This window comes from Vibrio sp. 10N.261.54.A5 (assembly GCF_041471145.1).
Lineage (GTDB): Bacteria > Pseudomonadota > Gammaproteobacteria > Enterobacterales > Vibrionaceae > Vibrio > Vibrio crassostreae_C.
The window spans coordinates 39,854-55,224 of the sequence record NZ_JBFRNU010000050.1; the positions used below are offsets into that span (position 1 = coordinate 39,854).

Here is a 15,371-nt window from a genome sequence, read left to right on the forward strand (position 1 = left end):
CAGACATTAAAGGCGACGAAGTTCTTCGTTTAGCATAGGTAAATCAAGCTTCTGCTCTTTGGCACATTGCTTGGCAATATCGTAACCTGCATCAGCATGACGCATAACGCCGGTTGCTGGGTCATTGTGAAGTACGCGAGCAATACGCTGTGATGCATCTTCACTGCCGTCACAACAAATCACCATGCCTGAGTGTTGCGAGAAGCCCATACCAACGCCACCACCGTGGTGCAAAGAAACCCAAGTTGCGCCGCCCGCTGTGTTCAGAAGGGCATTCAATAGAGGCCAATCTGATACGGCATCTGATCCATCCATCATGCCTTCTGTTTCGCGGTTCGGGCTTGCTACTGAACCTGAATCTAGGTGGTCACGACCGATAACAACTGGTGCTTTCAGTTCGCCATTTTTCACCATTTCATTGAATGCTTGGCCTAAGCGTTCACGATCTTTCAAGCCAACCCAACAAATACGCGCTGGCAGGCCTTGGAACTGAATGCGTTCACGCGCCATATCTAGCCAGTTATGTAGATGTGGGTTGTCTGGAATCAGTTCTTTTACTTTTTGGTCTGTTTTGTAGATGTCTTCTGGGTCACCAGATAGTGCCGCCCAACGGAAAGGACCAATACCTTCGCAGAATAAAGGTCGAATATAAGCCGGAACGAAACCTGGGAAATCAAACGCGTTTTCTACGCCTTCTTCCAGTGCCATTTGGCGAATGTTATTACCGTAATCCACGGTCGCTGCGCCGCGGTATTGCAGGTCTAACATCGCTTGTACTTGAATCGCCATAGATTGCTTAGCGGCTTTCACCACTTTTGCTTCATCAATGGAGCGCTCTTGTGCGGCTTTCTCCATCGTCCAACCTTGCGGCAAGTAGCCGTTAAGAGGATCGTGGGCAGAGGTTTGGTCAGTCACCACATCAGGTGTGATATTGCGTTCAACTAACTCTGGGAAGACGTCTGCGGCGTTACCTAATAAGCCAACAGAGATTGGCGTGTCTGACTCTTTAATCATTGCCATCGCTTCATCTAAGCTGGTGGCTTTTTTGTCTACATAGCCAGTACGCAAGCGGTAGTCGATTCGTGATTCATCACACTCCACTGCGATCATTGAGAAGCCAGCCATCGTTGCAGCAAGAGGTTGAGCGCCGCCCATTCCACCAAGACCGCCCGTTAGAACCCACTTGCCGTTTGCTTCACCTTGGAAGTGCTTCTTCGCGATAGCGACAAAGGTTTCGTAAGTACCTTGAACGATGCCTTGTGAACCAATGTAGATCCAGCTGCCCGCGGTCATTTGGCCGTACATCATCAAGCCTTCTTTATCGAGCTCGTTGAAGTGTTCCCAGTTCGCCCAGTGTGGAACAAGGTTCGAGTTAGCGATCAGTACGCGAGGTGCGTTTTTATGAGTCGGGAACACGCCCACAGGTTTACCGGATTGAACAAGTAACGTTTGGTCGTCCTCTAAACGCTCTAATACTTCAACAATTTTGTCATAACATTTCCAATCACGTGCCGCGCGACCAATACCGCCATACACAACCAGTGCATGTGGGTGTTCTGCCACATCAGGGTCTAGGTTGTTCATCAGCATACGCAGTGGTGCTTCTGTTAACCAAGATTTAGCGCGCAAAGTGGTGCCGTGAGGTGCGCGAATTTCGCGAGTCGTGTCGAGACGAGGGTCACTGTTGTGGTGTTCCGTCATTTTGGAATTCCTTCTGTTTCACGTTATATCGTTGTAGTTGTAGTTGTAGTTATCGGTATAGCTGGATTAGTCGCTGGCCATTGCACTGGCAATATCCCAACATAAACGAGCCGCTAATCGAGCCGTTTGGCCATCGACGTCGTAGTCTGGGTTGTATTCCGCTATGTCCGCGATAATGAGTTTTTCACTGTGTTGGAAAATCTGTTCTAGAAAAGGAGCAAGCGCTTCATAGCTCACGCCTCTTGCCGCTGGTGCACTTACGCCCGGCGCAGTAGCTGCGGGGAAAACATCGAGATCAATGGTGAGATAGAGATAATCACACTCAACGATGAATTTTTGTAACTTGATCAGTTGAGCGACTTGATTCACTTGGGTCATGTTGCGGTCGTGTTCATACCACACGCCCAGTTGGTCAGCTTTGTTAAACAGCGCTTTGGTATTGCTGGCGGCACTCACACCAAGACAAGCGTAATGAAACGGCCATTGATGTGCGTGGCAGTAATCACTGATCTGGTTAAAAGGCGTGCCGGAGCTCGGTTTAACATCGGTGATGTCGCTTTCAAATTCACGAAGATCAAAGTGAGCATCAAAATTAACGATGCCGATCTTAGGATTGTGTTCTGATTGAATTTTATTTAGGTGCTCAGCGAGACCTTGGAACGTTGCCCAAGCCACCTCGTGACCACCGCCAAGGGTAATCACTTTGTTGGTTGCTAAGGCATTGGCAATCACAGAAGCACACTGTTTTTGGCTGACTTCTAATTGACCATCATTGCACTCGATATCACCAAGATCGGCGATGTGTGCGTCACTGTGCCACGCCATATTCGCCAACGCTTGGCGTATCAAGTTAGGTGCTTGTTTCGCGCCCACGCGTCCTTTATTTCTTGCAACACCGGCATCGCTGGCAAAGCCTACCAAGGCGATATCACCGTCAGTCAGCTTGTCACTTAACTCACTACTTTGCACTTGCTTGGTAATGTGATGAACGCGAGTACCGAGTGCGCTATCTTCAAGATCATTACGTCCGGTCCACACAAAGTTATGCACGGTTGTTGCGTTCTCTTGGATACCGTTGGATTTAGATTGAGTCATGACACACCTCGCCATTAACAATGCGTTTATGCAGGTGAGGAACACCGACTTGATAGCTTAGATCTGCAGGGTGGTCGATGTTCCAGATAGCCAAATCTGCGGCATAACCGATTTCGACTTTGCCTTTGGTTTGTGACTTACCAATGGCAGCCGCCGCGTTACAAGTTACACCGCGTAGCGCTTCTTCAGGCGTCGTACCAAACAGGGTGCAGCTCATGTTCATCATCAGCGTTAAGTCTGCAAAGGGAGATGTGCCGGGGTTTAGGTCGGTCGCGATCGCCATTGGGATTTTGTGTTCACGAAGTAAAGCAATAGGTGGCTGTTGAGTCTCTTTCAGGAAGTAGAAAGCACCGGGTAGCAAGGTGGCAACTGTGCCTGATTCTGCCAGTGCTTTTACTCCGGTTTCATCAAGGTATTCAACATGGTCAACAGAGAGTGCGCCGTATTTAGCTGCAAGCGCGCTGCCACCCATATTCGAAAGTTGTTCAGTGTGGCCTTTAATCGCGAGGCCATGTGCTTTGGCTGCTGCAAATACACGTTCGGTTTGTTCTAGGTTGAAGCCGATAGATTCGCAAAACACGTCAACTGCATCGGCGAGCCCTTGCTCTGCAGCTTTAGGAATGATCTCTTGGCAAACCAGATCGATATAGCTGTCCGGTTGCTCTTTGTATTCGGGTGGCACAGCATGCGCTGCAAGGAGAGTAGTGGTGATCTTAATTCGGCGATGATTCTCTAAAGCTTTGGCTGCGCGTAACATTTTGAGTTCATCATCAAGTGTTAAACCATAGCCAGATTTTACTTCGATGCTGGTTACGCCACTTCTTAGTAGGCCATCAAGTCTCGGTAATGCCATTTCAACCAGCTCAGACTCTTGCGCTGCGCGTGTTGCAGTGACTGTCGCTAGAATGCCGCCGCCTTGCTTGGCGATGTCGGTGTAAGACACACCATTCAAACGCTGCTCAAATTCATTGGCACGATTACCCGCAAATACGAGGTGAGTGTGGCAATCAATTAATCCGGGTGTCACTAGCTTGTTCTTGCAGTCATAGGTGACGTAATCCAAAGAACCATCAACACGTACTTGTTCTAACTCAGAAGCAAGTGCGCCTTGGTTTGAACAAGAGATGGACACGATTTTACCGCTTTCGATAACGATATCTTGAGGGGAAGAGGGCTGATAACCGTCGACTCCCGAGCTCATGGAGACCACTCGTGCATTTTTGAGGATCAAATTCATAATCACCTAGATCTTTGCTAAACATTAAATGTATATACAAATAAATAGGCTAAACGCTGACCCGAATCAAGTCGATGTTGCAAAAATGTGATCGGCGATCAGGATGATGTTCTTTAATTTAGAAGTATCTTGGAGCTTAATTTGTACTTAGAACCAGGATGGTAGAGCAATGCAAAGCTGATGAGGCGCTCTTTACTCCATGTTCTTCTATTCAAAAGTAGGCAAGGTTCTGATTCAGATAGCTTTAGTGACGTTCTGATTTGAGAGTCAGGAATAATGGCTTCAACCGTGTGCTCGATTGCACTCAACGGGCAGCTTTTTGAAAGGTATTCATTGGGTGTAGAGGTTGAAAAGTCTTGCTCTAGGTATTTTGGTGCGGCTTGCGAGTTCACCCAGCGCGCTTCCAATTGAATCGGTGTGTTGTCAGCAAAGTGGATGATTTCACTATAGAATACTTCGGCATTGATCATCACACCTAACCGTGTCGCGGTGCTTTCATCTGCCTTGATGCTCTTGTGCTTGATAACCTGGCTAGCATACGTTTGACCTCGGTCTTTGATCTCTTGTGCGATGTTGTTGATATCAAGCAGCGGAGATTGCGCTTTTTCGTCTGGTTCACAAACAAAAGTACCTAGCCTTGGCTTCCTGATGAGTTTGCCTTCAGACACAAGATCTCGAATGGCTTTATTGACCGTCATTCGACTCACATTGAACTGCTCTGTGAGTTCGAGTTCTGTGGTTATCTGGTAACCCACTGGCCAGTGACCACTGTTGATATTATCGTCTATGAACTGTTTTATCTGAAGGTAGAGCGGCGCTTTCGACATAATGAAACCTTATTTGACTATACAAATAGAGTAACGGAATTTTTCACGATTTCAACATTTCCTCGGGCAATGTGACCTTATTCAACATAGATGGGGCAAATTGCTTGATTCTGTGAGGCAAGTGTCGCAAATTGTCACGTAATAACTATTCGTAAATCAGATGATTAGAAAGGGAAATAATATGTTTAAGAAATTAAAGGCCTCGTTGGGCATCGGTGCAGCAAAGGTTGATACTGTCTTAGATAATATTGAAGTTTTCCAAGGTGGAGAGTTGTCTGGCAATGTTCACATTGTTGGTGGCGACGTTGAGCAACAAATCGACTTGATTAACTTGGTTCTCAACACAGAAGTAAAAGTAGAAACGGAAGACAGTACCAGCTACGAAACCTTTTCACTGGGTCGTATTCAAGCCGTAGAGCCTTTCGTTATCCAACCGGACGAAACCAAACTGGTTCCATTCCGTCTTAAGTTAAATGACGAAACGCCAGTCACCGCGTTGAACGCACAAATGAACCAATGCCATGTGTGGGTAGAAACCAACCTAGATATTGGCTTCGCGATTGACCCTAAAGACCGTGACTTTATCTCCGTACACCCACTGCCAACAGTTGCTAAAATCATCCAAGGCGTGGAAGCATCCGGTATGGCAATGGTGAAAGCTGACGTAGAGAAGGGCTTCTTAAAAGGCAACAGCTTTGCTTCTCGTTCGGGCTGTTACCAAGAGATTGAGTTTCGCAGCGGCGGCTTCATGAATAATAAAGAGATCGAGCTGTCATTCATCGTTGAAGGTTCAATGGTTCACTGCCTAGCAGAAATCGACCGCTCAATGAGCTTCCGCGGCGACCAATACATCTCATTCAGCTTACCTGCTAATGCGGCCGACTCAGACATTCGCAACGCTGTATCAAGAATCATGAGTGCGTAGTTCCCTCTCTGTTAGCAGTCGCTCTGTCTATTAATTAATAGAGACAATACAACTTTTCAAGCCGAACTTAACCATTCGGCTTTTTTGATTCTACTATCTGCCCCGTCCTGAAATGGGTTTACCACTGGTGCCGATAGGCCAATTGAAAAGCAACATCGGTGGAGTTGTCCATATTGAAAATGTTCTCGATTATGGATATCTCAATTGCCGAGCGTTGCATGAGATAGCGATAGCCAAACATCATTTCATTCGCGGCTTCTGAAAACTCAGTTTCACCGTCTTCTGCGCCTTCATACCAACGATACTCTAGGTGTAACTCATGATTTTCAAATAGCGTGAGTTGATATCCTCCCATCCATGACCATGTCGTTTTTTTATGTGAAAAGCTATTCTCCACTTCTCTACTGGACTGATTCGCTAATCCTAAGCTTGTATAGAAGGTATTGATGTCGAGTTGGTATGCATAATTGAGTTGAGCGCTTTGTTCGGTGCTGTTTCCCTTAAATGCACCGTGGCTGACTTTGTTATGATAAAGGGAGACGCCAAAAGATAAGCCATGGTTTTCTATATCTATGATCTGATATTGGGTGTAGAGCGTGAAAGCGCTAGTCAATGTGTCGCCGGAGAAGTCTCGATTATTGACGCCATGGTCTGGTGCATAGATGTCGAATTGGTGTCTCTCTTTCTGATCTCGACCTGCTTGGTCGATGCTAAATAGGTCGTGAAAGTTAATGGTGATTTTGTCTAGGTTATTGTTGGCGGCGTAAAGGTAGCGGTAATTGAATTCTACTTGCCACGTTTTAGTTAATTGCCATCGCAAACCAGTGTGAAGCTGATTCTGATAATAGTCTAAGTGGTAGTCGTGGGAATTGGCCCAGATACTCGCGGCAGTTAAGGCGGTAAATATTTCAACTTTATTCTCTTTGAGGGGGAAGCCAGAGCGAAGTGCCGGAGTGAGACGAACAGACTGCAATGGTGCTTGAGTATAACTGATTAAGGGGCCGTAATCTTTATTGGCTCAAGCCGCTGGAGTGTAAATAGCAGCAGTTATGATTAACGGCAAAGAGGGTATTAACGATATAAAAGTAGCCTGTCTCTCCATATGCACCTCATCCGTATTCCGTCACTTATCTATAGCTTAGTTCGAAAGGTGAGTTTTAAAAGTAGAGAGATGAAGACCACGGTGCTCAAAGGCACTGTAGATTAATGAAGAGTCATTGAAGTAATACTACCTGTTACTTTGTTATTTTAACTTGTGCTCGTTTGTGAACTCGGTATTTAGGCCTATTGGGATACATCTATTCGTGTCACGTTACTCTACCGCCTCATCGGTAATCTGGGATTGAAATGTCATTAGGCTTTCTAGTTTTTTTGCTGCAAGCTTCAACCTACCGGCTTTAGTGAGTAAGTCACTAACACTCAACCTCAATGTAGGTGCGTGTATTGCCATGCCTGCAATCATATTTCCGTCTTGATCACAAACTGGGACTGCAATGGCAACCATACCTTCAATGAGCTCTTCATTGTCGATGCTAATACCACGAATCCCAATCTCGTCGAGCTCTCTGTTTAGGTCGTCGACGTTGGTAATCGAATGTTTTGTTTGTGGTTCTAGTGTTAGGGTCGAAAGTATCTGCTTTCGTTTATTTCTTGGCATTAAGGCCAAAAATAGCTTGCCACTAGCAGTACAGTGCAGAGGTAACCTCGAGCCTAATTTTAAGTTGACCATCATAGGCCAATTAGCCTCAACACGCTCAAAATACAACAATTCATATCCATCTAATACGGATAAGTTACAGGTTTCCTGTATTTCGTCTGTTAATTCTTTTAAAACCATCTGGCGAGGTGCGCGCCCATCAAAATGTGACAGGACGTCTAGAGACATTTTTTTAAATCGAGAACCGATAGACAAGAAGCGACCTTGGAGATCTCTCGCAATAATATCCTCCTCTTCAAGTTGACTGAGTATCCGGTGTACGCTGGCCTTAGGAAGGTTTAGGAACAAAGCAATATCAACCGCTGTAACGGGGCGTGTCTCACTAGCGATGAACTCAGTAATCTTAAATGCACGTGACAGTGCTGAATTACTTGATGATTCGTTATTGCTCATGCTGCTTCTCCTTTGTTTTTTCTGATAAATTTGCAAGCAATGGGTCATTGCTTGCAAATTCGGTTAATCTACTTTAGCCGCCAAATTGAACCAAGAATAATGAAATGCTCGGTAATAAAGCAATCAAAACCCACGAGATAAATAGCGCTGTGAAGTAAGGTATGACAAACCGAACTAACTTACCATAAGGGATCCCGGTTACGCTACTTGCGACATATAAATTTAAGCCGAACGGTGGTGTGACAAAACCAATTGCAGCTCCGACTAAGAAGATAACTGAAAAATGAATCGGATCGACGCCAATGCCTGTGGCAATAGGTGCGAGAATTGGAGCTAAAATAATGGTAACCGGTAAGCTTTCTAAGAGCATCCCGGCTAAAAGTATAATCCCCATACACATAAATAAGACTGCGTAATAGCTTCCGAATCCATTAAGTGCGTTACCAATTATTTCACCGACTCCCATCATGGAAAGTAATTGTTGCATGACGACAGAAATCGCGATTAATGGTGCTAGCATCCCTGTAATCTGCCCTGATTTGAGCATCACAGAAGGAATGTTTTTGAAATGTAAGTCTTTGGTCAGAATACAGCCTGCGATAATTGTGAACCCAACGGTGAATGCAGCGGCCTCTGTTGGTGAGAATGCTCCAGAGTAAATGCCGTAGACGACTACACCAATAGTAATGAAGCCGAGGTAAGCGCGTCTTGCATATTTGAAACTGGTCTTTGCGACAAAAGGAATAACTGTTCCCCATCCTTGTTTTCGAGCAACTAGATGGCATGCGAACATCATCGCTAATACCATGAGGCTACCTGGCAGCATTCCTGCAATAAACAGATCCGTTATGGAAAGGTTCATCATGAAGCCATACACAATGAATATCACGCTCGGCGGAATAATAATTCCAACAGTTCCTCCTGATGCTGCTGTGGCTGCAGAAAATCTTTCGTCGTAACCATTCTTTTTCATTTCTGGAGCCATTATTGAGCCAATTGTGGCTGTTGTCCCAGCATTAGACCCGGAAATGGCTGCGAACATCCCACAAGCTCCAATCGCAGCCATACCCATACCACCACGAATGGAACCCAAAATAGAGTACGCAAAATCAGAGAGTCGTTTTGCAATGCCTGCAGCATTAATTAGATCGCCGGTTAGAATGAAAAGAGGTAATGCTAGTAAGCCGAAAAAGTTTAACCCCTCAAATAGCGTTACACCGATGTTAGCGAGGGTAAAGTCAATGACGATACTAACCCCAACAACCCATAGCCCAATGATTAAAAATATAGGGATGCCTGCTAGAAATAGAACCAAAACGATGACACTAATAATGCTAATCAAATCACCTTCACTCATGCTTCTTTCTCCGCTAATGATGTCTGGATTATCAATGGCTCATTATTTATGTACCGTTTACAATCTTGGAAGAAGTTCTGTATCACTCGATAGATTATTAATGTCCAGCCTACTGGTGTTGCCATATAAAACCACCACTGCATGACATCGTCAGTTCCTTGAACAATTGCAAAATTGTCGTAAGCGATCCTTACCTGATCCGTTGCAAAATAAAGAACGACGCCCGCAAAAACTAGCCAGAGAACGGCATCTAATATGAGGCATACAAATTGCGCTTGATAAGGGAGGCGTAATCTAATTTCGGTGAGCGATAAGTGAGTACGGTTTTTGACATTGACAGCTGCGCCGACCCAGGTAAGCCATAAAAATAGTAGTACAGGGATACTAGTGCTCCACGGAGCCTGAATACTAAAGAAAAAACGTCTGATTATTTCAACGAAGATAATGACAGTCATTATAGAGTAGCTGCTCACAATGAGATATTTTTCTATGTTGTTATCTAGCCAATACAAACACTTTTTGACTGAGGTTGCCGGGTGGACGGCAGTGCTGATGATTTCATTCATGATGTCATGCCTTAGTTTTATTTAATGGGTTGTCAGAGTATTAACCTAACCACCAACGTTGTGGTTTGACGTTGACTACCGCTGCGTCTTTAGGGAGTTCTCTAGCAATCCCGTGAATTTCTTTATAGATATCAATATCGCCTGCCCAAGCATTTAAACGATTACGCCATTTTTGCCATGGTTCTGGGTTATATTCCGGTGAGCATATTTGTTCAGCCTTAAATCTCTCTTCATCTGAAAGTGCAGCAAAGCGGATATTATTTTGTCGGAATTGCGTATTCTCGTTAGGGTGAGTTTGTGCACCAATAATTTCGTACAACCCACCTTCATTCATTCCGTGAGTAAAAATTTGTGCACAATATGCAGATTCCATGACCGCTTCTTTATGTTTATCGCTTAACTTTTCAAAAACGTCGTAATTCATAGCTGTACTCTCGTTGCCAGAGAACATGCGTAAATCGATCGCTTGAGATATTACTGATGTCATTCCTGAATATGCCGCTGCGCTCATCCAAGTTTCCGCACCATCAAGTAGTCCTTGTCGGAGCCCATCAATTGTTTCAGCCCAGGCAACTGGTACAGGGTTGAGATTGAGTTGCTCCATGGCGATACGCCCTAACTGGGTTCCTGTTACTCGGTTTTTGGTGCCTTGAATATCGGCTAGCGACGTAACCAAGGGTTTGTCTTTCCATTTGTTGCCTAACATGAGTCCACGTAAGTCACAGTGCGTGAATAGGAATTGAATGTTGTGGCGTTTACGTAATGGTTCACGAAACAATGATTCGCTTCGTTTGTCATAAAAAAAATGAAATTGCGAAGCTCGCGTAGGGAACATGTATGCAAAATCAAGAACATTCATGTATGGCGCACCAGCAGCGGAGTTTTGTGTAGATGCGGAATATATGTCAACGATTCCTTGCTGAGTTTTTCTTATACAATCCAATTGCCCACATAGTTGATTGGAGCCAAAGAATTCAACTTGTATTTCACCATTTGTTCTTTCTTCAAGATCTCTAGCGAAAAATAATTGTCCCGACTTTTGGATATCTAAGTTTTGTTCATTAAAGCCAGAGGCTCCAAACTTTAAGACTACGATTGGTTTTTTCTTTTCTCGAGTTCGAGATACGCTTTCCGACGCATTTGCCAGGCTACTTAAGGTAGCCCCTGTCCCTAATGTCCCTGCAGCGAATAAAGCTGATGTAAGCCCGGCACGCTTTGCAACATTAAAAAAGTCGCGTCGGCTATATGGTTTGTCTTTTGAAGTTCTCATGTACCCATCCTGATTCATGTAAATAGCCCAATTACACTTGTTTAAAAAATGTTAAATGTCCAAGTTGGGTTGTTATTAGTGTGCGATAAGTCAACAAAAAACAATTCATATTCTCTCGATATTTACTAATTATTGTTATTGGTTTATGTTTTTTGGGACGCTGTGTCTCGATTTATGAAAATGCAAAGGAGATTTTGTTATGGGAAGGTTACATAAGGATGTGGGTGTCTTTGATTATGTTGTTGTAGGGGCGGGGTCGGCTGGGTGCGCAATTGCTAGTCGTTTAAGTGAGGATCCAGATGTTTCAGTGTTATTACTTGAGGCTGGTGGTCGAGATTGGAATCCTTGGATTCATATCCCGGTTGGTTATTTTAAAACCATGCACAACCCGTCAACTGATTGGTGTTATCTAACCGATCGTGATGAAGGTATTGATAATCGACAATTACAATGGCCTAGAGGCAAAGTACTTGGTGGGAGCAGCTCCTTGAACGGGTTGCTATATATACGTGGGCAAAAAGAAGATTATAACGACTGGGCGTCACTTGGTAATGAGGGGTGGAGTTATGACGACGTGCTTCCCTATTTTAAAATGTCTGAATGTCAAAGCCGAGGAAAAGATAAGTACCATGGCGTGGATGGGCCGTTGAAAGTGTCAGATCTTAGACTGAAACGGGATATTGCCGAACGATTTGTGGAGGCAGCTCAAGAGGTAGGTATTCCTTGGAATGATGATTTTAATGGTGAGAACCAAGAAGGAGTAGGCTATTTTCAGCAGACAGCATTTAATGGGTTGAGGTGCAGCAGTGCAAAAGCTTTTTTAACGTCGGCTCGAAAGCGCCATAATTTAACAATATTGACTCATGCACATACCTCCAAGCTTGATATTGTCGATAAGACAGCAAAAGGTGTTGAATTTTTTTGCAATGGAAAAGCAATGTATGTTTCGGCAGCTAAAGAGATTATTGTCAGTGCTGGTGCAATTGGCTCACCGCAAATATTACAGTTGTCTGGAGTTGGCAACAGAGCGGAGTTAGAAGCAGTAGGTGTTGATTGCGTTCATCATTTACCTGGAGTTGGAGAAAACCTTCAAGACCATTTACAAATTCGTCTGGTCTACAAAACTAGTTGTACAACACTGAACGATGAGTTGAGAACACCTTTGCATAAACTGACAGTGGGAGTTAAATATGCTCTGTTTCGCAAAGGTCCTTTAACGTTGGCTGCTAGTCAGGTATGTATTTTCACTCAGTCTTCCTCTGACTTAACAAGGCCTGACATACAGTTTCATATGCAGCCACTCAGTGCGGACAAACCTGGAGAAGGAGTGCACCCATTTTCGGCCTTTACTACTTCGGTTTGTCAATTGCGTCCTGAAAGTCGAGGTCGTGTGAAGATCACCAGCAAAGACTACTCCGTGCACCCTAGTATCCAACCTAACTATCTCTCGCACCCTAAAGATAAAGCTGTTGCAATAAACGCGATAAAGGTAGCGAGAGAAATCACCGATGCGAGTCCTTTATCTTCGGTTATTTCTGAAGAGTTTGTACCAGGTTCAAAGTATCAAACGGATGAACAATTGTTGGAAGCTGCGACAAAATACAGTCAATCCATCTATCACCCCGTTGGTACTTGTAAGATGGGCAATGATGCAATGGCAGTCGTTGATAATGAGCTAAAAGTTCATGGGCTAAAAAGCTTAAGAGTAGCGGATGCATCTATCATGCCTATTATTGTGTCGGGAAATACTAATGCACCGTCTATTATGATCGGTGAAAAATGTGCAGCTATGATAAAAAAAGAAACTAGTCTGTCTAAATCAAAGTCAGCAAAATTGTGCGAAGAAGCGATTTAATGCATCGGGGCTAAATTTAATCTCTAGGTTAGATGTATTACAGCCCCAAATAGTGTTCCCTGCCAATAAGTCATTTGCCAAACCACTGACGAAAATACTCCCAAAAATTACTCTTATGAGTCTATATTTTTGTTCAGAGTAAAAAGAATGGTTGAGGCTCAGAATATCAATACCCTACATTTACCTCTTTTGTTTCGCTTCATCAATCCTATGCAAGAAGACTTATTGCGTCTATAACACGATAGGTGTGCGAATTGCCTGAATTTGACTGCAGGGGAGAGGGGCGGCTTCGGCGCCATACCCACAGCGCATCATTGTCATTTTATATTATTTCGTTACAATGCTCGGATACCTACAAATAGGGCATCTGTATTTGCTTCTATGTGGGTATATTTATTATGCATATATCCCCAATCAGCGTACTCGTTGATTGAAAGACATATATTAAACATTTTCATGTGTTGCTTGGTGTGCAACACCACTGTAAAGGACAAATAATGCCAATTATTACTCTTCCTGACGGTAGTCAGCGTCAATTTGACAACCCTGTATCAACTCTAGATGTTGCCCTATCAATCGGTCCTGGTCTTGCGAAAGCTACCATTGCTGGTCGTGTAGACGGCGAGCGTGTTGATGCTTGTGATCTTATCGAAAACGATGCAAGCCTAGAAATCATCACAGCTAAAGATGAAGTTGATGGCCTTGAAATCGTTCGTCACTCTTGTGCTCACCTTTTAGGCCACGCGGTTAAGCAGCTTTTTCCAGAAGCGAAAATGGCGATCGGTCCTACTATCGATAACGGTTTCTACTACGATATCGATCTTGAGCACTCTCTAACGCAAGACGATCTAGAAAAGATCGAAAAGCGCATGAAAGAGCTAGCGAAGACCAAATACCAGGTTGTTAAGAAGAAAGTTAGCTGGCAGGAAGCGCGCGACGCATTCGAAGCTCGCGGCGAGACTTACAAGATTGAAATCTTGGACGAGAACGTTTCTAAAGACGATCGTCCAGGCCTGTACCATCACGAAGAATACATCGATATGTGTCGTGGTCCACACGTGCCTAACATGAGCTTCTGCCAGCACTTCACTCTACTTAACGTAGCGGGTGCATACTGGCGTGGTAACAGTGACAACAAGATGCTTCAACGTATCTACGGCACTGCATTCCACGACAAGAAGGCACTTAAAGCTCACCTTGTGCGCCTAGAAGAAGCGGCTAAACGTGACCACCGTAAAATCGGTAAAGCGCTTGACCTATTCCACATGCAGCAAGAAGCACCAGGCATGGTGTTCTGGCACCACAACGGTTGGACTATCTTCCGTGAGCTAGAAGTATTTATTCGTCAAAAACTGACTGAGTACGATTACCAAGAAGTTAAAGGCCCATTAATGATGGACCGTGTTCTTTGGGAACGCTCTGGTCACTGGGATAAGTACGCTGAAGCGATGTTCACTACTTCTTCAGAGAACCGTGAATACGCTATCAAGCCAATGAACTGTCCTGGTCACGTTCAAATCTTCAACCAAGGTTTGAAATCTTACCGTGATCTACCGCTACGTATGGCTGAGTTCGGCTCATGTCACCGTAACGAGCCGTCTGGCGCACTTCACGGCATTATGCGTGTTCGTGGCTTCACTCAAGATGATGCTCACGTATTCTGTACTGAAGACCAAGTTCAACAAGAAGTTAAAGCTTGTATTGAAATGGTTTACGATACTTACACAACTTTCGGCTTCGAAAGCATCGTTGTTAAGCTATCTACTCGTCCAGAACAGCGTGTAGGTTCAGACGAAATGTGGGACCGTGCAGAGGCTGACCTTAAGCAAGCGCTAGAGGCAATGGACATTGCATACGAGATTCAAGAAGGCGAGGGTGCGTTCTACGGACCTAAGATTGAATTTACTTTGCATGATTGTTTGGACCGCGCTTGGCAATGTGGTACAGTGCAGCTCGATTTTGCATTACCAGAACGTTTAGGTGCTACTTACGTAGGTGAAGATAACGAGCGTCACACGCCAGTTATGATCCACCGCGCGATTTTAGGTTCACTAGAACGCTTCATTGGTATTCTTATTGAAGAATACGCTGGCTTCTTCCCAACGTGGTTGGCGCCAGAACAAGCAGTTGTAATGGGCATTACAGACAAACAGTCTGAATATGTACAAGAAATTACGAAAAAACTGCAAAAAAGTGGATTTAGAGTCAAAGCAGACTTGAGAAATGAGAAGATTGGCTTTAAAATCCGCGAACATACTTTGAAACGTGTACCGTTCATGCTTGTGTGTGGTGACCAAGAAATGGAAGCCGGCGAAATTGCAGTACGTACACGTAAAGGTAAGGACCTTGGCAAATTTAAAGTGGATGACTTTATTTCATACATCCAAGCCGAGGTTTCAAGCCGTAAGCTCAATCTGGAGGAATAGCT

General features: G+C 44.4%; 11 protein-coding genes and 1 pseudogene. 3 read left to right on the forward strand and 9 right to left on the reverse strand.

Annotated features, from left to right (window positions below):
- Positions 1–6: 6 nt before the first annotated feature.
- The 4 genes from hutU to hutC all read right to left on the reverse strand — a co-directional run bounded on the left by hutU (position 7) and on the right by hutC (position 4,860).
- On the reverse strand, positions 7–1,701 hold the full coding sequence (hutU, locus tag AB4329_RS15650) for a urocanate hydratase (RefSeq protein ID WP_017063597.1): 1,695 nt from the start codon (positions 1,699–1,701) through the stop codon (positions 7–9).
- A gap of 66 nt (positions 1,702–1,767) precedes the next feature.
- On the reverse strand, positions 1,768–2,796 hold the full coding sequence (gene hutG, locus AB4329_RS15655; protein WP_372101262.1) for a formimidoylglutamase: 1,029 nt from the start codon (positions 2,794–2,796) through the stop codon (positions 1,768–1,770).
- Positions 2,783–4,033, reverse strand: coding sequence for an imidazolonepropionase (gene hutI, locus AB4329_RS15660; protein ID WP_229647056.1), 1,251 nt, complete (start codon positions 4,031–4,033; stop codon positions 2,783–2,785). The genes hutG and hutI overlap by 14 nt, the downstream gene beginning before the upstream one ends.
- Before the next feature lie 113 nt (positions 4,034–4,146).
- Entirely contained in the window at positions 4,147–4,860 is a 714-nt protein-coding gene (hutC, locus tag AB4329_RS15665; RefSeq protein ID WP_017072048.1) for a histidine utilization repressor, read from the reverse strand.
- Positions 4,861–5,041: 181 nt separating this feature from the next.
- On the opposite strand from hutC, the gene AB4329_RS15670 reads away from it, so the two are divergent.
- Entirely contained in the window at positions 5,042–5,785 is a 744-nt protein-coding gene (locus tag AB4329_RS15670) for a sporulation protein (RefSeq protein WP_372138707.1), read from the forward strand.
- A gap of 118 nt (positions 5,786–5,903) precedes the next feature.
- Here the strand turns inward: AB4329_RS15670 and AB4329_RS15675 are convergent.
- From AB4329_RS15675 to AB4329_RS15695, 5 genes and pseudogenes are all read right to left on the reverse strand, one after another.
- Positions 5,904–6,887: pseudogene (locus tag AB4329_RS15675) on the reverse strand (DUF3187 family protein).
- A gap of 210 nt (positions 6,888–7,097) precedes the next feature.
- A complete protein-coding gene (locus tag AB4329_RS15680) occupies positions 7,098–7,895 on the reverse strand; it encodes an IclR family transcriptional regulator (protein ID WP_017059781.1) in 798 nt (265 codons plus the stop codon).
- 73 nt (positions 7,896–7,968) lie between these two features.
- Entirely contained in the window at positions 7,969–9,252 is a 1,284-nt protein-coding gene (locus AB4329_RS15685) for a TRAP transporter large permease (RefSeq protein WP_017059782.1), read from the reverse strand.
- The gene (locus AB4329_RS15690; protein ID WP_017059783.1) at positions 9,249–9,818 is read right to left on the reverse strand and encodes a TRAP transporter small permease; all 570 of its coding nucleotides are present in this window, start codon (positions 9,816–9,818) and stop codon (positions 9,249–9,251) included. The genes AB4329_RS15685 and AB4329_RS15690 overlap by 4 nt, the downstream gene beginning before the upstream one ends.
- Before the next feature lie 40 nt (positions 9,819–9,858).
- Positions 9,859–11,088, reverse strand: coding sequence for a TRAP transporter substrate-binding protein (locus AB4329_RS15695; protein WP_198594319.1), 1,230 nt, complete (start codon positions 11,086–11,088; stop codon positions 9,859–9,861).
- 199 nt (positions 11,089–11,287) lie between these two features.
- Here AB4329_RS15695 and AB4329_RS15700 point away from each other — a divergent pair, with 199 nt between their 5' ends.
- Together AB4329_RS15700 and thrS are read left to right on the forward strand one after the other, a co-directional pair.
- Positions 11,288–12,943, forward strand: coding sequence for a GMC family oxidoreductase (locus AB4329_RS15700; RefSeq protein WP_102320511.1), 1,656 nt, complete (start codon positions 11,288–11,290; stop codon positions 12,941–12,943).
- Between the two features lie 497 nt (positions 12,944–13,440).
- Positions 13,441–15,369 (forward strand): threonine--tRNA ligase, encoded by a 1,929-nt coding sequence (gene thrS / locus AB4329_RS15705; RefSeq protein WP_017059786.1) that lies wholly within the window; start codon positions 13,441–13,443, stop codon positions 15,367–15,369.
- Positions 15,370–15,371 lie beyond the last annotated feature (2 nt).